Origin of the sequence: Phocaeicola coprocola DSM 17136, assembly GCF_000154845.1 — a bacterium.
Taxonomy (GTDB): domain Bacteria; phylum Bacteroidota; class Bacteroidia; order Bacteroidales; family Bacteroidaceae; genus Phocaeicola; species Phocaeicola coprocola.
Genome location: NZ_DS981441.1, coordinates 1 through 21,102, shown reverse-complemented (window position 1 = coordinate 21,102; position 21,102 = coordinate 1). Strand labels below are relative to the sequence as shown.

At 41.9% G+C, this 21,102-nt stretch carries 12 protein-coding genes, 1 tRNA gene and 1 pseudogene; 8 read left to right on the top strand and 6 right to left on the bottom strand.

Features of this window, described 5'->3' with window-relative positions; translation table 11 throughout:
• Positions 1 to 29: 29 nt before the first annotated feature.
• Together BACCOP_RS02135 and BACCOP_RS02130 are read left to right on the top strand one after the other, a co-directional pair.
• Positions 30 to 2,084, top strand: a complete 2,055-nt coding sequence (locus tag BACCOP_RS02135) for an RNA degradosome polyphosphate kinase (RefSeq protein ID WP_040311735.1) — start codon at positions 30 to 32, stop codon at positions 2,082 to 2,084.
• Positions 2,085 to 2,086: 2 nt separating this feature from the next.
• Positions 2,087 to 3,007 carry a Ppx/GppA phosphatase family protein gene (locus BACCOP_RS02130; protein WP_007565692.1) on the top strand — a complete coding sequence of 307 codons (921 nt, stop codon included), beginning with the start codon at positions 2,087 to 2,089 and terminating at the stop codon, positions 3,005 to 3,007.
• Between the two features lie 64 nt (positions 3,008 to 3,071).
• Here BACCOP_RS02130 and BACCOP_RS02125 read toward each other — a convergent pair whose 3' ends face one another.
• Positions 3,072 to 6,329, bottom strand: coding sequence for a S41 family peptidase (locus BACCOP_RS02125; RefSeq protein WP_040311734.1), 3,258 nt, complete (start codon positions 6,327 to 6,329; stop codon positions 3,072 to 3,074).
• 132 nt (positions 6,330 to 6,461) lie between these two features.
• Between BACCOP_RS02125 and BACCOP_RS02120 the strand changes: the two genes are divergently transcribed.
• Together BACCOP_RS02120 and mutS are read left to right on the top strand one after the other, a co-directional pair.
• Positions 6,462 to 6,532: transfer RNA gene (locus BACCOP_RS02120), tRNA-Gln, on the top strand.
• 174 nt (positions 6,533 to 6,706) lie between these two features.
• The gene (gene mutS / locus BACCOP_RS02115) at positions 6,707 to 9,298 is read left to right on the top strand and encodes a DNA mismatch repair protein MutS (RefSeq protein ID WP_022126178.1); all 2,592 of its coding nucleotides are present in this window, start codon (positions 6,707 to 6,709) and stop codon (positions 9,296 to 9,298) included.
• A gap of 109 nt (positions 9,299 to 9,407) precedes the next feature.
• On the opposite strand, the gene BACCOP_RS02110 is transcribed toward mutS, so the two are convergent.
• The 4 genes from BACCOP_RS02110 to BACCOP_RS02095 all read right to left on the bottom strand — a co-directional run bounded on the left by BACCOP_RS02110 (position 9,408) and on the right by BACCOP_RS02095 (position 13,738).
• On the bottom strand, positions 9,408 to 9,857 hold the full coding sequence (locus tag BACCOP_RS02110) for a hypothetical protein (protein ID WP_007565689.1): 450 nt from the start codon (positions 9,855 to 9,857) through the stop codon (positions 9,408 to 9,410).
• 228 nt (positions 9,858 to 10,085) lie between these two features.
• Positions 10,086 to 11,249, bottom strand: a complete 1,164-nt coding sequence (locus tag BACCOP_RS02105; RefSeq protein ID WP_007565687.1) for an IS4 family transposase — start codon at positions 11,247 to 11,249, stop codon at positions 10,086 to 10,088.
• A 109-nt stretch (positions 11,250 to 11,358) separates the two neighbouring features.
• The gene (locus BACCOP_RS02100; protein ID WP_007565686.1) at positions 11,359 to 12,186 is read right to left on the bottom strand and encodes a hypothetical protein; all 828 of its coding nucleotides are present in this window, start codon (positions 12,184 to 12,186) and stop codon (positions 11,359 to 11,361) included.
• Between the two features lie 109 nt (positions 12,187 to 12,295).
• Positions 12,296 to 13,738 (bottom strand): IS4 family transposase, encoded by a 1,443-nt coding sequence (locus BACCOP_RS02095; protein WP_007565685.1) that lies wholly within the window; start codon positions 13,736 to 13,738, stop codon positions 12,296 to 12,298.
• Between the two features lie 323 nt (positions 13,739 to 14,061).
• On the opposite strand from BACCOP_RS02095, the gene BACCOP_RS02090 reads away from it, so the two are divergent.
• Genes BACCOP_RS02090 through BACCOP_RS02075 form a run of 4 tightly spaced genes read left to right on the top strand, consistent with a single transcriptional unit; the run spans position 14,062 to position 20,273 of the window.
• Positions 14,062 to 15,966 carry a site-specific DNA-methyltransferase gene (locus BACCOP_RS02090; RefSeq protein ID WP_007565684.1) on the top strand — a complete coding sequence of 635 codons (1,905 nt, stop codon included), beginning with the start codon at positions 14,062 to 14,064 and terminating at the stop codon, positions 15,964 to 15,966.
• An 11-nt stretch (positions 15,967 to 15,977) separates the two neighbouring features.
• Entirely contained in the window at positions 15,978 to 16,982 is a 1,005-nt protein-coding gene (locus BACCOP_RS02085; protein ID WP_007565683.1) for a virulence RhuM family protein, read from the top strand.
• Complete coding sequence (locus BACCOP_RS02080) at positions 16,966 to 20,025, top strand: type III restriction-modification system endonuclease (protein WP_007565682.1); 3,060 nt, start codon at positions 16,966 to 16,968, stop codon at positions 20,023 to 20,025. Before BACCOP_RS02085 ends, BACCOP_RS02080 begins: the two co-directional genes overlap by 17 nt.
• A 35-nt stretch (positions 20,026 to 20,060) precedes the next feature.
• Positions 20,061 to 20,273, top strand: coding sequence for a hypothetical protein (locus BACCOP_RS02075; protein WP_007565681.1), 213 nt, complete (start codon positions 20,061 to 20,063; stop codon positions 20,271 to 20,273).
• A gap of 21 nt (positions 20,274 to 20,294) precedes the next feature.
• Here the strand turns inward: BACCOP_RS02075 and BACCOP_RS02070 are convergent.
• Positions 20,295 to 21,022, bottom strand: a pseudogene (locus BACCOP_RS02070) (transposase); the annotation flags it as partial.
• Positions 21,023 to 21,102: the final 80 nt, after the last annotated feature.

The window sequence follows — 21,102 nt, the reverse complement described above, 5'->3', positions numbered from 1 at the left end:
ATTTTCTTTACAAAAAAATATATTTTCCTATGACGCAGAAGAAAAAAGAACTTCCTTATCTGGAAAGAGATATCAGCTGGATGTACTTTAACCGCCGCATTTTACAAGAAGCGGCACGTCCTCATGTGCCTTTGCTGGAACGTATGGCATTTTTGGGAATTTATTCGAACAATCTGGATGAATTTTTCAGGGTGCGAATGGCAACTCAGAACCGTATTGCCGAATGTACGGATAAATCGACTTCACGGGAAAGTGAACATGCCAAAAAGTTGATCAAGCAAATCAGCAAACAAAATACGGAATATACCAAGATTTTTGAAGAAACAATCCGACAGACTACCGAAGATCTTAAAAAAGAAAATATATACTTGATTTCGGATACCGAAGTTTCCAGTGAACAACTGGATTTCATACGCTCATATTACAAGGAAAAGCTGAGCGGTTCGATTATCCCCATCTGGTTTTCTGCTATCAGATACTTCGACTTTGAAAATGACGAGAATATCTATCTGGCAGTGAAAGTCAGCCGTCAGCAGGGTACGAAACAGATTTCCGACTATGCCTTTCTTGAACTTCCGGTAAACATTTGTGGACGATTTATCCGTCTGCCGGATCATGAAGAGAAAAGTTATCTGATCTATCTGGATGATGTAATCCGTTGCTGCCTGCCTTTGGTTTTCGAGGGACTGGAGTATACGGATTTTCAGGCTTATGCCTTCAAGTTTACGCGTGATGCGGAAATGGAAATAGACAACGACCTGCGTACCGGTACGCTGCAAAAGATTTCGAAAGGAGTAAAAAGCCGTCGTCGTGGAGAACCGCTGCGTGTCATCTACGATGCGTGTATGCCTAAAGATATGCTCAGACGTGTCTTGAAGAAGATGGATCTGGACAAGCTGGATACGGTGATAGCCAGCGGACGTTACCAGAATCACAAGGATTTTATGAAGTTTCCCGATTGTGGAAGAAGTAATCTGAAATATCCTCAATGGCCTCCTATCCTGAAAAAAGAACTGGATGGAAACGACAGTATCCTGACCAAGATACAAAAGAAAGACCGTTTCATTCATGTTCCTTTCCACAGCTTCGACTCGTTTATCAGGGTACTTCAGGAAGCTGCTGTGAACAAACATGTGCAAAGCATTAAAATCACATTATACCGTCTTGCCAAAGAATCGAAAGTAGTAAAGGCACTGATGGCTGCCGCACGCAACGGGAAAAAAGTAACGGTAGTCATCGAACTGCTGGCACGATTTGATGAGGCCTCGAACATCAACTGGTCTAAGAAGATGCAGGATGCGGGAGTCAATGTAATATTTGGTGTTGAAGGCTTGAAAGTGCATTCAAAGATTACGCATATCAAGATGAAAAAAGGACCGGATATAGCATGTATCAGTACCGGAAACTTCCATGAGGGTAATGCTCGCATGTACACCGACTGTATGCTGATGACGGCTGCTCCACGTATCGTGAAGGATGTACATTCTGTTTTCGATTTCATCGAACGTCCTTACAATCCAGTCAAGTTCAAGGAACTGCTTGTTTCGCCAAACGAAATGAGAAACAAGTTCATTGCCCTGATCAACAACGAAATTAAAAACAAGAAGGCAGGAAAGGATGCCTATATCAAAATAAAAATAAACCATATTACCGATCCCTTTATGGTAAACAAGCTGTATGAAGCTTCTCAGGCAGGAGTCGATATTCAGCTGGTAGTACGAGGCAACTGCTCACTGATAACAGGCATAGAGGGAGTAAGTGAAAATATCCGGATAAACGGTATCATCGACCGCTATCTGGAACATTCCCGTATATTTGTATTTGCATCGGGGGGAGAAGAGAAAGTCTTCATCGGTTCGGCAGACTGGATGCCACGCAACCTGAACAACCGCATAGAAGTCATTACACCTGTATACGATCCGGTAATAAAGAAAGAAATGAAACACATCGTAGAGGATGGATTTAAAGATACCATGCAGGGACGTATTGTAGATGGAAGCGGAAAGAATCTGTTCAGGGAGGAAGAAACTCCTTTCCGTTCACAGGAAGCATTATACAATCACTACCTAAATGAAAACATATAAATATGAATGAAAACGAAACTCGAAAAACAAACTATGCTGCCATCGATATAGGTTCGAACGCGGTACGGTTGCTGATTAAGGAAATAAAGGAAGAGCAAGGCAATGCTCATTTCTCTAAAGTACTGATGTTGCGTGTTCCACTCCGTCTGGGATTTGACGTATTCGATATCGGAAAAATCTCAGAAAAAAAGGAGAAAAATATGATCCGGCTGATGAAGGCTTTCCGCCATCTGATGAAGATTTACGATGTAAAACACTGCCGTGCATGTGCTACCTCGGCTATGCGTGATGCCAAGAACGGTATGGATATCATCAAACAGATAGAAAAAAAGACCGGTGTGCATATCGATATTATCGACGGACAGGAAGAGGCTAAGATTATATATAACAATCATGTGGAGCACATGGAAGACCAGAAGGGCAACTACATGTATGTGGACGTAGGAGGAGGAAGTACGGAAATCAACCTGCTGTCGGAAGGCCAGCTGGTTTGCAGCCGGTCGTACAACATCGGTACGGTACGTATGCTGAACAATGCCGTGAAGGACAGTGAATGGGAGCGTCTGAAAAATGATCTGGCCGAACTAGCTAAGTCGTACCCGCAGACCAATATCATCGGTTCGGGAGGTAACATCAATAAGCTATACCGTCTTGCCGACAAGAAGAACAAGAAGAAAATGACCATGCAGGTTTCCGTCTTACAGGAGTTGCACACACGCCTGAAAGCGCTTTCTCTGGAAGAACGTATGGAACAGTTCGGCATGAAACCCGACCGCGCGGATGTAATCATTCCGGCTGGTGAAATTTTCCTGACCATCGCCAATATTATCGGAGCCTCTTATATCCATGTTCCGGTTATCGGCTTGTCGGACGGAATCATCGACGAACTTTACTTGCAAAACAAAAACAATCAACCTGCCTGAAGCAGACAGACATAAAAAAATGCGGTGTAATCCACCGCATTTTTTTATTGACCATAGTCTGATATCATTTCTTATCTATTTCCTTCAGCAATTCGTCTACCGCAGCCTTCAGCTGTGTATCTTCTCCCTTGACAATTGTTTCAGGGGCATTCAGCACGTAGATATCAGGATCGAGTTCTGCATTCTCCAGGTAGCTTCCATCCGGCAAACGGTAACCTACTACAGGAATACCGAACACCAGTGTCGGATCTTGCATTCTCACCCAATTGACACTAGTCATTGTTCCCGGAACAGGAGCTCCGACCAACTTGCCTAAACCGCGATGCTTATATACCCACGGAGTACCATGTGCATTCGAGTAGTTTGCCTCACACTGCACCATAATAGAAGGCTTGTTCCAGCGGCGGCTCGGCATATCGCAGGCTTCGCGTCCACGGACTACCTGAGTAAAGTATTTCTTTCCGCTGAATAATATCTCGATATCTTCGTGCAGACGTCCGCCTCCGTTAAAGCGTGTATCGATGACGATACCTTCACAATTATTGTACTTGCCCAGAATATCGGAATAAACCGTACGGAAACTTCCATCGTCCATCGATTCGATATGCACATAGCCCAAACGACCGTTTGACCACTTTTCTACATCGGCTGCACGCTGTTTTACCCAACGCTGATACAATAAATCACTGAGCACTCCCTTGCTTACAGGACGTACAACTTCATCCCAGTGTTCTTTGGTCTGTGGATCGTACAATGAAACCAAAATTTTCTTTCCGACCTTATCATTCAGCAACGATGTATAGTCCTGATCTGCCTGAATGGATTCACCGTCAATCTTCTCGATGATGGTTCCAACTTTCGCACGAGTCGTTTTACGGTCGAACGGTCCTTTTTCTATCACTTCAGCAATGCGAAGACCATCACCGGTATAATCCCAGTCGTACAACAGTCCCAGTTCGGCAGTTGCTTCCGTTTTCATATCCGGATAATATCGTCCTCCCGTATGAGAAACATTCAGTTCGCCCAGCAGTTCACTCAGCATTTCAGCATAGTCATAGTTATTGTTGATATGTGGCAGGAACCTACGGTAAGTAGCAGTCATGGCATCCCAGTCTACTCCATGCATATTTACGTTATAGAAACGTGCCTTTTCCTCACGGTATACATTGTCGAACATATATTCGCGTTCGGCAGAAGGCAACATTTTCATGCGGGCATTGAATGTAACCGGCTTCAGTCCTTCGGATGAAGCATCCATTTTCTGCATAGTACCTCCGCCCAGGATAAAGATATTCTTACCTTCCTTATCCATTTCCATGTCAGCCCAGCTGGCATTCATCTTATGCAGCAACTTGGTTTCACGCTTGCGAAGATCCATCTTCCACATATCAAACCCGTCTTCGAATGCTGACAGGTAATACAATTTCTCCCCATCTTTCGAGATAATGGTCGAAGCTAAGTCAGAAGAATTCGGAGTCAGACGGATGATACGGTCTTCGATACCTTCCGTTTCTACCACAATATCCTTCACCTTCTTTTCTTCCTTGGCATCCTTATCGTCCGATTTTTTGTCTTTCTTAGAAGCCTTATCATCCTTTTGAGCAGCTTTTTCCTGCTCCTTTTCCAGTTCCTTCTGCAATTCGTAATCCTCCTTGCTCAGGCGGAACTTATCGTATGCATCCTGATTGAGGAAAGCTATCATCACATCGTTCAGCGAACCCCATGAAGCATGATTACGCATACCGTAACGCTCGGTAATGAACAAGATGGCATTTCCACCCATCACCCAGCGTGGAGAACCACTTGTATAGCCGCTGTTTGTCAGGTTAATGATCTGTCCCTTTCCGTCGGCACTGACCAAACCTATATCCGAATACGGATCGTGCTTGTTTCCGATAAACTCAAGTGTAAACCATTTGCCGTCGGGCGACCAGGAATAATCGAATCCTCCGGAACGGGTATACCAGGTAGACCCGTCTGTCACCTGACGAACCTTCTTCGTATCCAGATTAACGACCATCAAGCGATTACGGTCCTCTATAAAGGCAACTTCCTTACCATCGGGAGAGAACTGCGGATAATCACGTTCCAGCTTCTTATCATGTATCAGTGGCTCTTCCTCTATCAGAGTAGCATTAGGGAAGTTCAGATCTTCCTTCCGGCTGATTTTGGCAATATACAAATCACGCTTACCGTTTCTTTCGCTGGAATATACCAACGAACGGTTGTCTGCTCCGAAAGAAAGTCCACGCTCTGCTTCCGGAGTATGAGTAATCTGTTTGGTAGTTCCATATTCAACAGAAGTCACAAATACCTCTCCACGTACAATAAACGCTACTTGCTTGCCATCGGGAGAAACAACCGCTTCCGAAGCTCCACGAGTGAAACTATAAGAAACAGGCAATTCCTCATCATCACGAACCAGCGAAACAGCTACCTTTTTCGGTTTTCCATCCACCGGCTGTGTATAGATTTCCCCATCGTATGTATAACAAAGCGTTCCGTCATTTCCCATCGAGAGGAATCTCACCGGATTAGTCTTAAACGAGGTGACAGGCTGTATTTCTTTCGGATTATCCAAAGGGAAACGATAGACATTAAACGATCCGCCATTACGTTCACTCAAGAAATAAACCTGTTTGCCGTCAGGACTCAATACCGGATTACGGTCCTCACCAGCTACTTCAGTCAGGTTAGTATGCTTGCCGGTCTTTGTATCGTACATCCATACATCGCGAGTAATGGACGATGTATGATGCTTACGCCATTCACTTTCTACTCCTTTCTGATCCTGATACAAGAAGAAATCGCCCGACGGAGCATAGCAAACCATTTCAGCCGGTGTACCAAGCATCTGTTGCGTACGTCCACCCGCTACCGGTACTTTATAAAGCTCAGTCATTCCCGATTTCGGGAAAAGCGCACTCGAAGCCGGGTCCTGAATAGAAGCCGAGAACACAACGTATTTTCCGTCAGGAGTAAAAGTCGACGGTATTTCAGAAGCTGAATTCATAGTCAGTCGCTTGGCTGTGCCTCCGTCGGCAGGCATTATGAACAGATCAAAATTTCCGAAGCGGTCGCTGGCAAAAGCAATCTGCTTACCATCGGGTGACCACACAGGGTTCGACTCATACGAATCTTGAGAAGTAAGGCGCACAGCTTCCCCTCCGGCGGCTTTTACTTTATAAATATCCCCCTTATAACAAAAGACAATTTCTTTACCATCGGGAGAAATATTTACATCACGCAGCCAAAGCGGAGTGATTGCAAATGCTGAAAAAGAGCTAGCTCCCAAAGCTAAAGTTACTAACAGTTTTTTCATGAACATATATTTTATGGTTTTCGCAAAGATAAGGATTAAAGCATGAAGAGAAAAAAAAGTGAAAAATAATTTGGAATATATTAGATAAATCACTTATCTTTGCAGCGTTTTCGAGAGAAAACAAAGAAAGTTTGGACTATGGTGTAATGGTAGCACAACAGGTTTTGGTTCTGTTTGTCCAGGTTCGAATCCTGGTAGTCCAACGGAAAACAGCCACGAGGAGTCCCCGGAAGATTATTCTTTCGGGGATTTTCTTTTATATACCTCCCTTAAAAATATTTACGTATCTTTGCACCGATTTTACAACGTGATTATAAACAATAACTAAGAAGAAAGGATTAACCGTGGCTAAGGACAATGACGTGGTATTAACCCCCATGATGAAACAATATTTCGACTTAAAGGCAAAACATCCCGATGCAGTTATGCTGTTCAGGTGTGGCGACTTTTATGAAACGTATTCGGAAGATGCCGTAACAGCTTCCGAAATCCTGGGAATCACGCTGACCAAACGTGCCAACGGACAGGGTAAGACGGTGGAGATGGCAGGATTTCCGCACCATGCGCTCGATACATACCTGCCGAAACTGATTCGCGCCGGCCGACGTGTAGCTATCTGCGACCAGCTGGAAGATCCGAAAACAACAAAAAAGCTGGTAAAAAGAGGTATCACCGAACTGGTCACTCCGGGTGTTGCCATCAGCGATAATGTGTTATCGTATAAGGAAAACAACTTCCTGGCTGCCGTACACTTCGGCAAGACAGCTTGCGGCGTCGCTTTCCTGGATATTTCGACGGGAGAGTTTCTTACCGCTGAAGGGCCTTTCGACTATATCGACAAGTTACTGAATAATTTTGCCCCGAAAGAAGTCTTGTTCGAACGGGGAAAGAAACCGATGTTCGAAGGTAACTTCGGCAGTAAGTTCTTTACCTTCGAGCTGGACGACTGGGTATTTACCGAAGCGTCTGCCCGTGAAAAGCTGCTGAAACATTTCGAAACCAAGAACCTGAAAGGTTTCGGAGTGGAACATCTGAAGAATGGTATCATTGCTTCCGGAGCCATTCTGCAATATCTGGATATGACGCAGCATTACCAGATCGGGCACATCACTTCACTGGCGCGCATCGAAGAAGACAAGTATGTACGCCTCGACAAGTTTACGGTACGCAGCCTGGAGCTGATAGGCAGTATGAATGAAGGCGGAACCAGCCTGCTCGACGTCATCGACCATACCATCAGTCCAATGGGAGCCCGCCTGCTGAAGCGGTGGATTGTCTTCCCGCTGAAAGACGTGAAGCCCATCAACGAACGACTGGATGTAGTGGAATATTTCTTCCGCGAACCGGATTTCAAGGATTTTATCGAAGAGAAATTACATCTGATAGGCGATTTGGAACGTATTGTTTCGAAAGCTGCCGTAGGACGTATCTCTCCGCGTGAAGTCGTTCAGTTGAAAGTAGCCTTACAGGCGATAGAGCCGATCAAGAATGCCTGTCTGAATGCCGACAACGAAAGCCTGCGAAAAATAGGAGAACAGTTGAACCTCTGCGCTTCCATCCGCGACAAGATTGCCAAAGAAATAAACAATGATCCTCCGTTGCTGGTCAACAAGGGAGGAGTGATTGCTGACGGAGTCAATCAGGAACTGGACGAACTGCGTCACATTGCTTACTCGGGCAAGGATTACCTGCTGCAAGTACAACAGCGCGAAAGCGAACTGACAGGCATCCCCAGCCTGAAAATAGCCTACAACAACGTGTTCGGCTATTACATCGAGGTAAGAAATACACATAAAGACAAGGTTCCGGCCGACTGGATACGCAAGCAGACACTGGTCAATGCAGAACGATACATCACGCAAGAACTGAAGGAATACGAAGAAAAGATTCTGGGAGCGGAAGACAAGATTCTGATTCTGGAAACCCGTCTGTACAACGAACTGGTGGCAGAGCTTGCCGATTTCATCCCCGCCATCCAGATCAATGCCACGCAAATAGCCCGTCTGGACTGCCTGCTGTCGTTTGCCAATGCAGCCCGGGCCAACAAATATATCCGTCCGGTGGTAGCCGACGACGATATCCTCGATATCAAGCAAGGACGTCACCCGGTCATCGAAAAACAGCTTCCGGCAGGAGAAAAATACATTGCCAACGATGTGTATCTCGATACGGAAACGCAGCAGATCATTATCATCACCGGACCGAACATGGCAGGTAAGTCTGCCTTGCTCCGACAGACGGCACTTATCACCCTCATGGCGCAGATAGGTTGCTTTGTTCCTGCCGAAAGTGCGCATATCGGACTGGTGGATAAGATTTTTACCCGTGTGGGAGCCAGCGACAATATCTCGGTGGGCGAATCAACCTTCATGGTAGAAATGAACGAGGCGGCAGATATCCTGAACAACCTTTCGCCACGCAGTCTGGTATTGTTCGACGAGCTGGGACGCGGTACATCTACTTACGACGGTATTTCCATCGCCTGGGCTATCGTAGAACATATACACGAGCACAAGCGCGCCCGTGCCCGTACGCTCTTTGCCACACATTATCACGAGCTGAACGATATGGAAGAGAGCTTCCCACGTATCAAGAATTACAACGTTTCGGTGAAGGAAGTAGACAACAAGGTCATCTTCCTGCGCAAGCTGGAGCGGGGAGGAAGCGAACACTCGTTCGGTATTCACGTAGCAAAGATGGCAGGTATGCCCAAGACCATCGTGAAGCGTGCCGACGAGATTCTGCACCAGCTGGAAAAAGAAAACCGACAGGAAGGCATGTCATCGCATCATAAGGTAGAACCTAAAACAGTTCATCAGGACGGAGTACAGCTGAGTTTCTTCCAGCTCGACGACCCTGTACTGTGCCAGATACGTGACGAAATACTGAATCTGGACGTAAACAACCTGACTCCACTGGAGGCGCTGAACAAGCTGAACGATATAAAGAAGATAGTAAGGGGGAAATAATACCCTCTACCTGCATATTATGATTCCCTGTGCTGCCGGAAAATGATACTCCGGCAACACTGGGAATGTTTATTTGTCACACCTGAACTTAAAAAGTAAACCCGGCTCATTACCTGTTTCTTTCTCCCTGCAATTTCCATTTCTTTATCTGGAATACAACAAACAGCAGCAAAGTCAATACACACTGCACACACAAAACAGCAGACATCCACCCTAAACTATACCCAAGTTGCATTGACAGCGCTACAGCTAAAGTCGGAACAAGCGGCAATAATATCCAATACACTACCATACAAAATCGAAGAATCTGTCTTAAACCGCGATTCATACCGCACAACGCCGGAAAATAACGTTCAATAGAATCGATGAAAAACAGTTTCTCCCATGTGTACGTCTTTCTCTTTATGAGAAAAATAAGATGTATCAGCAATACCAGTTCGACAACCCAATAAAAGAATTCAAATTCAGGATAGTAGTCGCCAATGAAAGAAGTGACATAAACTACATCCACCAACAGCAAAAGAAGTAAAGCTATAAACCACATAAATGTATAAAACATAAATTATTAACATATAACCAGGAGAATATACTTGGTGAATTCTTAGAACTCATGTTAAGACTCGCATTTACATTTCTTACTGATTATTTCCACCAAAGTATATTCATCATAACCCAAAGCATCAGGACAATTCTTACAGTCAGGAGAAATATGTCTAGCAAAAACCTTAATCATATATTCAAAACCTTCCTCCATTAGTGTCCCGTTAAAATCGGGACGAATTAAATATTAATCAAACAACCCCGGGAAAAGGGGATTTAATTGCTCTTTGACATCATTGAAATTAGTCTTATTGAACAACTCTTGTAAAGGTGTTTTATCCGTTAATGAAATGCTCAAAATCTGTAGGACCTCATAGGTCGAACGGCTTAAGTGCAAATCATGTTGGATAATAGCTACCAAACAATAAGTGATAATAGCCACACTTATCTGAATACGGACTGCGTTTTCTGTGGTGCCCCAGAACCTTTTGATTTTAAGGTGCTGCTTCAACCATTTGAAGAACAGTTCTACAAGCCATCTCTTTTTATAGAGATTAGCTACATCAAGTGCAGATATATGTTTGGCATTTGTCAGGAAGGTAAATTCACGATCATCTTCTTCATCATAGAACCTGATAATCCTGAATGATTCCGGATACTTCTTTTCAGAGGTATATCCTGATAATTTCACTTCAGCATCAGATAGTATATTCTTTGGTAGTCTGCGTTTCCATTTGCAGAACTTAAATTTAAGATTCGACTTGGCTCTTACGACAAAGAAAGAGCCAGTAAGATGAATCCGATATAGTTCCTTAAACGAATCATACGCTCTATCAAAAATATAGTATGCATTTGGTTCATAATGAATTGCAGACATTGCTGTTGAGTCATGTTTTGAAGCTGTGGTTACTGTAAAAAAAGCCGGAACCTGAGCCTCAATGTCATAAAGGACATGTGCCTTGACTCCACCTTTTTTACTTCGAAATTTAGCCCAAGGAAATGTTGCCAAACATAACGGAATGGTGGTTGAATCAAAAGCGTACTTCTTTCCTTCGATATCCAGAATATGAGTAGCTCGTTTATCACTGGCTTCTTTCATCATGAAGAATGCTAAATCTTCAAAGATTCTGTAATCCCTATTTTGGTTAGCTGATGCAAGTGTGGTTTTGGCCAAGGGTTCACGACCCAATCCCAAATGATAACACTTGGCTTGATGTGCTTCCAATGCAACAATCAGGTCGCGTAGGCTCTCACGATTGCTTAGCTGTCCGAACATCATAGCAAGAAGCTGGTTCCAGCAAGTGAAATGTTTGACGTAACGATTTCCATCGTATTTGTCCACGATTCTTCTGAATTTATTGTTGTTCAAAAACTCTACCAATTGAGCGAAAACATATTTGTCTTGATTCATTTGAAGCCATTTGATTTGGTTTCAAAGGTACAATTTCAAATCGTCGCGCTTTACAAATAGAGTATAATAAGCTATATTTCAGTTATTTCAAAGAACTATTTATCCACTTTTACGGGACAGTAATGTCCTGAAGTATATCAAACATATCAGAATATTCAGGAAAATTATTTCGATATACAGCTATAGAACTTTCCAAATCTGGACATTGTATAGCGATTTTATTTAACTGTTCCAACACATCTTGTTCTAATTGAGATGAAACTTGAAACCCTTCTTGCTCAACACTTTCAACAACTTTATCCATTATAACAGATGTAGAACTATGCAATAAATTTTCATCTTCACTTAATAAATCTGATATAATCTTATTATGCAAATATCCCACTTTATTACTTGTCAAGGAAAGAGTTCGTACTTTTTCATATACAATAGGAACAGGATTAATATCAGTAATTTCTTCACCCAAACCGCGACTATTAATTTTGGGAGTCAACTGAACCATTGGGAAAGAGGCATAAGTTTTCTGTTGATTTTCCAAATCTTCAGAAATTCTTACAAATCCTATATGTAATTCCTCACCATACGTATATTCTTCTGTACAAAGAAATTCATCACCCATAGCCGCAAAAAGCAATGAGTTTCCAATACCTACTACAACAGCACCAACTCCACCAAAAGCTGAACCCAAACAAGCGCCTGCCGCATCTGCTCCAAATATGCTAGCTAATTTACGCCAAAATCCTCCTCTTCTAGTTTCCACATATTGAGGTGGAGCATAAATATCATTATACTGTTTCAATTCATAACGTAATTTCTCATAGGAATCTTGTTGAGAAACAGAGGTCTCATTCATATCTTCATGAGTGCAAGCATATACCAAAGATGTTCCCACTACTAATACAATCGCAGATAGAAAATAAAAAATAATTTTTTTCATAATATAATTTTAAGTTAAACATAAGTTTTCTATAAACAATCACAATACAAAATCTCCGGTAATTTCATTTCCCTCTTTACTTAAGTTTCGCAAGTGAATTTTAGCCCCGTTAGGCGGCGACCGCCAGCTTGTCAAAGGCCATTTTCACTGCTTTAATTTGTTTATCGTTTGATATTACCTGTTCGGTCAGAGCCATAGCGTCACAGTTGAGAGCCTCGGCAATGACGCTTATAACTTCTACGATCAGCAGCCAGATTTTTTCTGCTACTGAAAGTTCAACAGAGTTCTTTGTAATTTCAGCAAAGAGTCCTCCGATGGTCTCGTAAGACTCATTGCGTTTGACATAACTGAGTATATTGTACTGCAAGACGCATAATGATATGCCGGCGATCTGTCCGGCAAAGTCCCTACACTGGTTTTTACCGAGCTTTAGATTTTGCTTCATTTCCTTGTGAGCGACCTCAATAACCCATCTTCTTGAGTAAAGTCTGAAGGCTTCCTTGGCGTCCAACTTAAGATCGGAGGTTAGCAGGGCATTCCAGTTACCGTTCTTGCCTTTTCTATAGAAGAACAGGTTGACCTTGATGCCTGAGATCTTTGCAGAGATGGTAGCAGTATAATAACCGATTGATCGGCTGTACTTTAAGTTCTTTGTCTTCTGAAGAACCTTGATAAGTTCAGGTGCGGTCTTGGTTCCGAGAGCTGTCTCATACTTGATCTTGCCCATCTTTATCATTCCAATAAGATGGCAACCAAAGTGCCTTGAGACTATGAACTTCAGGAGTTCGGTGCAGGTGAACCAGCTGTCGACAAGAAGATAGTCGAAGCGTACACCCTCAATGATTGAGCGCTTCAGCATACTGATAGCAGTCTCAATCTTGCTTGCAAGATACTCAGAGCTACGTTTAGCAATACGCTCATCCTCAGAACGTTCCTTGGTATAACGTGAGTTTGCCTGCTTCTTGGATAAGCCCTGTGGCTTGTCGCTGCGCTTACCCTCTTCTCCATGAAGAGAGAAGTCAAGAATAGACTGAGATATACCGTCAGTAAAGCATAGGAACATTGCTTTGAAGCCCAGTATAGGCTTCATTTGAGTATGAGAGAAGACTTTACCGATCTTCTCTGTCTTGAATCCGGTCTTAGGAAGATCTGTATCATCGATAATGACGCATTTGACATCAGATTTTGCTGTTGTCTTGCGGCTCACACGAGAATACAGCTGTCTGAAAACCGAGTAGATTATACATCGCCAATTGACGTTGCCGTCATTCATGAAACGATAGAACATATCCTTATCGCATGTAAACAACTTGCAGAGTGCAGAGGACGAATAATTGGCAGCATTTTTCACCGAGAAGAACGGGAAGAGCACGAGCAACTGCAACACCTGAAGACAGGTGAACTTGCAGTTCGGATTCTTGACTGAACCGATGACTTTGCTCTGTATCCTAATGCTGTTCATTATGGTTGATATGCTGTTTATTGCCTTGCTGGCATCATTGTTTGCAAAAAACTCTTGGAGTTCACCGATAATATGTCTATTTTTGTTCATGGCTAAAGGGTTCTATGTTTTTTGTTTGACGACTTTAATATAGTGATAATTAACGAATTATCAAACACTTTAGCCTTTTTTATTACATCATTTTAGCACTTGCGAAACTTAAATTATTTATACTTAGTAAAACAAAATACGGATATAAACATAAGTGGGTTATAATATTATTATGTTTATTTATTATTGCTGCCCATTTAGTATTAATAACCTTTATTTAGAATTGTTTGATATAGATAATATGGTCGCATTATTGTATATAATTAGGACTATATAATCACTGTGCAAGATATAAAATAACGATATTTGAAAAATATATAATCATGAAACCCAATAAATTAGAATTGAACTCGGTTGATGGAACACAACTGAATTTGGAAGCTCTCTATCAGATAGCACCATCCTGTTTTACGGAAGTAAAGGATGATAAAACCGGAGAGTTACGCCATGTGGTAAATTTCAAGACTTTGCGTCAACTGCTTGGAGATAATGCGGTTGAAGATGCGGATGAAATGTATCAGTTTACTTGGCCGGGAAAACAGGAAGCTCGTCGGGAAGCTGCTCGCCCTACTACAAAGACTTTGCGTCCGGTGGTAGAGGATAGTGTGGATTGGGATAATACACAGAATCTGTATATTGAAGGTGATAATTTGGAGGTATTGAAGTTACTTCAAAAGTCATATATGGGTAAAGTAAAGATGATTTATATTGACCCGCCTTACAATACGGGTAATGACTTTGTGTATGATGATGATTTTGCGGTTTCACAAGATGATTATGATTTGTTTTCTGGAAATGTGGATGAATTAGGTAATCGTTATCGTAAAAATACAGAATCTAATGGGCGTTTTCATTCGGATTGGTGTTCTATGATGTATCCACGATTAATGGTGGCAAAAAGTCTTCTTTCAGATAGTGGATCTATTTTTTTAACACTTGATGATCATGAAATCGTAAACGGGAGAAAATTAATGGATGAAATTTTTGGAGAGAAGTCTTTTATTTCTACTGTAATTTGGGAAAATTTTTATGGTAGAAGTAATGCGGCTGCAATTTCTCTTGCCCATAATTATATCCTGATTTATTCAAAAGCTGGTGAAGAGTGGAAAAATATCAGAAACCTATTACCAAGAGATTTAAAAAGTAGTGAGAAATATAAAAATCCTGATAATGACCCAAGAGGACCATGGAGATTAGGGCCAATTTTTGCGAGTGGAGAAAGACATGAAGGTCTTATGTATACGATAAAAACCCCAACAGGTCGTTTAATATCTCCTCCCAAAGGTAGTCATTGGAGAATGCTTGAGGATGTGTTTTGGGCAATGTATAAAGATGGCCGTATAATGTTTGGCATGAATGGAACAGGCTCTCCTGCTATAAAACTTTTTTTAAAGGATGTTCAAGATGGAATTGTTCCACGATCTATTTGGACATATGATGAAGTCGGTCATACGCAGGATGCTAAAAGAGAAATACAACAAATATTTCCTGATGAAATGCCTTTTGATACTCCTAAACCATTAAAATTAATAAAACAAATTATACAAATATCATGTAGAAATACAGATGTTATTATGGATTTCTTTTCTGGATCAGCTACTACTGCTCATGCCGTGATGCAGCAAAATGCAGAAGATGATGGTAATCGTAAATACATCATGGTTCAACTTCCAGAGGAAACTCCTGACGACAGCGCAGCTCGTAAAGCAGGCTATAACACAATTCCAGAAATAGCCAAAGAACGTATCCGTCGTGCTGGCAAGAAAATCAAGGAAGAATCCCCATTGACAACCCAAAACCTTGATACAGGTTTTCGTGTTTTCCGTTTGGCAGACAGCAATTTTGAGGAAGTAAAGAAAGCACCAAGCGAATACGACCAATCGCAGCTTGACCTTTTCCTCAATAACGTAAAGAGTGGTCGTACAGATCTCGATCTATTGTTTGGAGCTATGCTCAGTTGGGGTGTACAGCTTTCTTTACCTATGACCAGTGAAGAAGTGGATGGAAAGATGATTTATTCGGTTAATGATGGTGACCTTGTGGCTTGCTTTGCAGATGATATTACGGAAAATATTGTAAAAGCCATGGCTGACAAGCAACCGCTCCGTGTATTGTTCCGTGACAGTTGTTTTGCCCGTGACGATGCAAAAATCAATGTGTTCGAAACCCTGAAACAGTTGTTGGACTGGAGCGAGGAAGAAGCCATAAAAAATATCAAGGTTATATAAAGTGTTGAGGTATGGAAGAAAATAAGATGATTATTTATACCTCCATTGACGGTCAGATCAGGATTGATGTCAGACTGGAGGATGAAACACTTTGGCTTACTCAAGCGCAGATGTGTGAACTGTATCAGACGAGCAAGTCGAATGTGAGTGAACACATCAAACATATCTTTGAAGAAGGAGAATTGGAGGAAAATTCAGTTGTTCGGAAATTCCGAACAACTGCTTCAGATGGAAAATCATATAATACTACATACTATAATCTGGATATGATTATAGCACTTGGTTATCGTATCAAGTCTGTGATAGCCACTCGCTTTCGGCAATGGGCAACACAAAGGCTGAAAGAATACATGATAAAAGGCTTTACACTGGACGATGAGCGGTTGAAAAAGTTGGGTGGCGGTGGCTATTGGAAGGAATTGCTGGAACGCATACGTGATATCCGTGCCACAGAAAAGGTGTTCTACCGTCAGGTGTTGGAAATATATGCTACAAGTATAGATTATGATCCTCGTGCTTCCGTAAGCCAGGAGTTCTTTAAAAAAGTACAGAATAAAATTCATTATGCGGTTCACGGACATACGGCTGCTGAACTGATTGTGGAGCGTGCCGATGCCGAAAAGGATTTTATGGGTTTGCTGACGTTTAAGGGTACTCAGCCTACATTGGCAGAAGCAAAGACGGCCAAGAATTATCTGGACGAAAAAGAACTTCGCGCAATGGGACAACTGGTTTCCGGATATCTGGACTTTGCGGAGCGTCAGGCAGAGCGTGAACAACCCATGACAATGAGTGACTGGGCAAACTATCTTGACAGAATCCTGACCATGTCGGGAGAACAGTTATTGCAAGATTCCGGTAAAGTGTCGCACACAGAGGCAATGGAACATGCTACGAACGAATACCGTAAATATAAACAACGAACCATCAGTGACGTAGAACAAGATTATCTTGATTCTATCCGTATGTTGGACAACTTGAAAAAAAAGAAGAATCAGAATGAAACTGAAATATAAGCACCAACGTTTTCAGGCTGATGCAGCCAAAAGTGTGACAGATATATTTACCGGTCAGCAATATTGTGATAGTGCCGATTTTCTGATAGACCAGGGTAAGAATAAAGGAGTGTTTGATTTGACGGGTTTTGGCAATCAGAAGTTGATGCTTGACCGGGAGTCAATTACGGAGAATCTGAGACAAATTCAGATGAACTGGGGACTTAAACCTGTTGAATATTTGCAAGGTGATATTTCAAACCCGATGTTCACCATTGAAATGGAGACCGGTACCGGTAAGACTTATACATACATCAAGACGATGTATGAGCTGAACAAGTTGTATGGCTGGAATAAGTTTATCATAGTAGTGCCCAGTATTGCCATTCGTGAAGGTGTGCAGAAGAGTTTTGAAACCATGCAGGAACACTTTGCCACAGAATACGGCAAGCGTATCCAGTTCTTTGTCTATAACTCCAAACAGCTTTCCAAAATAGATAGTTTTGCAAGTGATAGCGGATTGCATGTGATGATCATCAATATGCAAGCATTCAACAGCTCCATGAATGAGGATAAAAATCAAGAAGGACGTAGTGGTGATGCTGCTGCACGTATTATATTCTCCAGACGTGATGAGTTCGGTAGCCGCAGACCTATTGATATATTGGCTCAGACAAATCCGATTATGATTATTGACGAGCCGCAAAGTGTTCTTGGTGCGAATAAGGCAAACGCCACAAGAAAAGGAATTGCGAAGTTTCATCCTCTGTTCACTTTGCTTTATAGTGCAACCCATAGGAAAGATGATGTGTACAATATGGTGTACCGGCTGGATGCGATGGATGCCTACAACCGTAAGTTGGTGAAGAAGATTGAAGTAAAAGGTATATCACAAAAAGGCTCAACGGCTACAAATGGTTTTGTCTATCTGGATGAAATTGTAATAGGAAAAGGTAATCCGCAAGCCCGTATTTCGTTTGATGTAAAAACAGCCAATGGTTTCAAGCAAGCAACGAGATTGGTGGGTGAAGGATTTAATCTTTATGAACAAAGCGGTGAATTGGCTGAATATGATAATCATTTCATTGTTGAACGCATTGATGGAATAGATGGTTCTGTCCGTTTCCTGAATGGCATAACTCTTTATGAGGGTGATGCTATTGGAAAAGTAAATGAGGATGTGCTTCGCAGGATTCAGATACGTGAAACTATTCGCACTCATATTGAGAGAGAAAGAGAATTGTTCCATAAAGGAATTAAAGTGCTTTCACTCTTCTTTATTGACCATGTAAACAGCTATCGTATTTATGACAAAGACGGTACAAGCAACGGTAAATTCGCTGATATGTTCGAAGAAGAATACAAAAATGTAATTGAGGAAATGCAGCCGCGTTTCTCTGATGAAGAATATGTACGATATCTGAATAAGTTCTCAGCAGAAAAAGTACACCAAGGATATTTTTCTCAGGATAAAAAGGGGATAGCCGTTGATTCAAAAGAAAAAGAGGGAGATAATGAAATACGTGCATACGATTTGATTATGAAGAATAAGGAGCGGCTGTTGAGTTTTGAGGAACCGGTACGCTTTATATTCTCTCACTCTGCCCTGAAAGAAGGTTGGGATAACCCGAATGTATTCCAGATTTGTACATTGAAAGATACCGGCAGCGAAATAAAGAAGCGTCAGGAAGTTGGTCGTGGTATGCGTCTTTGCGTAAATAAGAATGGTGAGCGCCAGGATCAAGATGTGTTGGGTGATGGTGTGTTCGATGTCAATATTCTGACGGTGATAGCCAGCGAAAGCTATGAGCATTTCAGTAAGCAGCTTCAGAGTGAGCTCGCTGAAGATGTGGCAGACAGGCCTGTTCAAGTAACGGCGCATTTGTTTGAAGACATTGTAATGGTATCTTCAGACGGTAAAGAGATAAAAATCAACCGTGAATTGGCGTGTGAAATTCATGAGGAGCTTATCAGTAATGGCTATGTGAAGAAAGGCAAACTTACAGAGAAGTATTTCAATGACAAGAAATCCGGAACTATTGATTTGGGAGAAGAACTGAATCCAATTAAAGCCGGAATACTTGGCAGACTTGATACCATCTTTAACCCGGATAGCATGAAACCGGACAATGCACGTAAGCCAAAAGTTGCCACATTTAGAGAAGATTTGTTCAAAGAAAAGTTCACAGAAGTCTGGAAACGTATCAATGTGAAGACTTACTATAAAGTGGATTTCAGTACAGATGAATTGATAAAGAAGGCCATAGAAAGTATTGACAAACATCTGAGTGTTACAGAAATACGAATTGTAATAGAGGGTGGTTCATTAGAAAATATCCGCGACAAGGAGTCTTTACAGGCTGGAGTAGCCATGACGGCAGGAAAGACACGCACAATCCGTGTTTCGGAAGCTGTTGGTAATAGTGTTCGCTATGATTTGGTAGGTGATTTGGTAAATGCAACCGGATTAACACGAAAAACCATAGTGGAAATATTAAAGGGCATAAAACCAGCAACTTTTGCTCAGTTTAAGATGAATCCGGAAGAATTCATTATAAAGACTGCAAATATCATTAATGATGCCAAAGCTATAGCTGTTATCCAGAAAATAGCATACGAGCGTAGTACGAACACTTATGATATGGATATTTTCACAGAAAGTACCATTAGAGGTAAACTAGGGATTAATGCATTGGAAAGTGCTAAATCTCTATATGATATTGTAGTTGTCGATAGTCTGGGTATTGAGAAAAATTTTGCAGAAGCATTGGAAAAAGAGGATGCAGTGGAAGTATATACCAAACTGCCACGTGGATTCTATATCAATACACCTATGGGACACTATAATCCGGACTGGGCTGTTGCATTTAAGGAAGGCACTGTGAAGCATATATATTTCATTGCTGAAACTAAAGGTAATGATTGGCAGGAATCACAACTTAGAGATTCTGAGGATGCAAAGATCGAATGTGCACGCCGCCATTTTGCAGCGATAAGTGATAGTAAAGTGGTTTATGGAGTAGCAAAAGATTATCAGAGTTTATATAACCTTGTGACGAAATAGTCACGAGGTTATATCCTTTTAATTGTCGATGAAATATGGAATTTAATTCAAAAGTGGAATATTGGGTATGGAAGAATAGTGAAAATGCTCCATATAGAGGATATTATGCTATAGATGGAGATGCATGTTTTAATTACCCTATAAATGATATCAGAGCATTAATCGAGAATAGGTATTTAATAAAGAAAGAAAAAGGGCGTTTTGACGTTAACGTAGCAATAAACTTTGCATATACTATTTTTCAATAGTTCGTTAAAAATTCGCCAAGCCTAAGCGGCTCTGGCAGTAAATAAAATGAGTTCTTTGAAAAGTTTGTCAATAACTTGCGGGTCTGGGTTAATCCCGAACACGCAAATAAATCGTTCAAGCATATAAGCATTGTGTATGAAAGACTTGCAAGAGGATATGGAATAGGCTATTCCGAGCCTCTTACATGCCGCTTTGGCCAAGTTGACAGCTGCGAGCGATGCATTGAAGTGAAAATCCAACTTCCTGAAGTCGGTTGACTGGCAGTTGGTGATTCCTGCATGCTGCTTGCCATCTCTAAAGCAAAATTCCAGTTGGAACCTGGTTCTGTAATAATCCAGCACCTCACGTCCATCCATGGAATCGTCTGTAGAGAAGTAAAGCTGCCACTTGTCTGTCCTCCCGTCCATCGGATACCAGACGGCTAAGGAAACATACCTTTTGAGAGCTTTTGCATATACCCTCAATCCGTATAGCTTTCCTTTGTTCACCTCGTATTCCTTGCACCGGGTCAAATCCAGATTGGCAAAGTCAATCCTGCCGTCAAACCACTTGGGATGACCACGTTTTCCTGTTTTCTGCTCCAATGTCGGATAGTACAGGATTACGTCATTCCGAAAGCGGCTGATGACATGGAAATCGTTCTCACACATAGGTTGTTATGAATGTTTCCTTGGAAAAGATGCGTCTGCACCACCGTTCTGGACAGGCTCTGTAGCTTGTCTTTTCTACTGATAAGATAGCTGCTGTACAGTCACGAGCTCTGTCATATTATCAGCTTACATCGGCGTCTGAATGGAACCTAAGTCAGCATTCCATGATTGGTCGAGT

Excerpts from the sequence above, each read along its gene's own strand:
- BACCOP_RS02135 (WP_040311735.1), top strand. The coding sequence starts at position 30 with ATGACGCAGAAGAAAAAAGAACTTCCTTATCTGGAAAGAGATATCAGC.
- BACCOP_RS02130 (WP_007565692.1), top strand. The coding sequence starts at position 2,087 with ATGAATGAAAACGAAACTCGAAAAACAAACTATGCTGCCATCGATATA.
- BACCOP_RS02125 (WP_040311734.1), bottom strand. The coding sequence starts at position 6,329 with ATGAAAAAACTGTTAGTAACTTTAGCTTTGGGAGCTAGCTCTTTTTCA.
- mutS (WP_022126178.1), top strand. The coding sequence starts at position 6,707 with ATGATGAAACAATATTTCGACTTAAAGGCAAAACATCCCGATGCAGTT.
- BACCOP_RS02110 (WP_007565689.1), bottom strand. The coding sequence starts at position 9,857 with ATGTTTTATACATTTATGTGGTTTATAGCTTTACTTCTTTTGCTGTTG.
- BACCOP_RS02105 (WP_007565687.1), bottom strand. The coding sequence starts at position 11,249 with ATGAATCAAGACAAATATGTTTTCGCTCAATTGGTAGAGTTTTTGAAC.
- BACCOP_RS02100 (WP_007565686.1), bottom strand. The coding sequence starts at position 12,186 with ATGAAAAAAATTATTTTTTATTTTCTATCTGCGATTGTATTAGTAGTG.
- BACCOP_RS02095 (WP_007565685.1), bottom strand. The coding sequence starts at position 13,738 with ATGAACAAAAATAGACATATTATCGGTGAACTCCAAGAGTTTTTTGCA.
- BACCOP_RS02090 (WP_007565684.1), top strand. The coding sequence starts at position 14,062 with ATGAAACCCAATAAATTAGAATTGAACTCGGTTGATGGAACACAACTG.
- BACCOP_RS02085 (WP_007565683.1), top strand. The coding sequence starts at position 15,978 with ATGGAAGAAAATAAGATGATTATTTATACCTCCATTGACGGTCAGATC.
- BACCOP_RS02080 (WP_007565682.1), top strand. The coding sequence starts at position 16,966 with ATGAAACTGAAATATAAGCACCAACGTTTTCAGGCTGATGCAGCCAAA.
- BACCOP_RS02075 (WP_007565681.1), top strand. The coding sequence starts at position 20,061 with ATGGAATTTAATTCAAAAGTGGAATATTGGGTATGGAAGAATAGTGAA.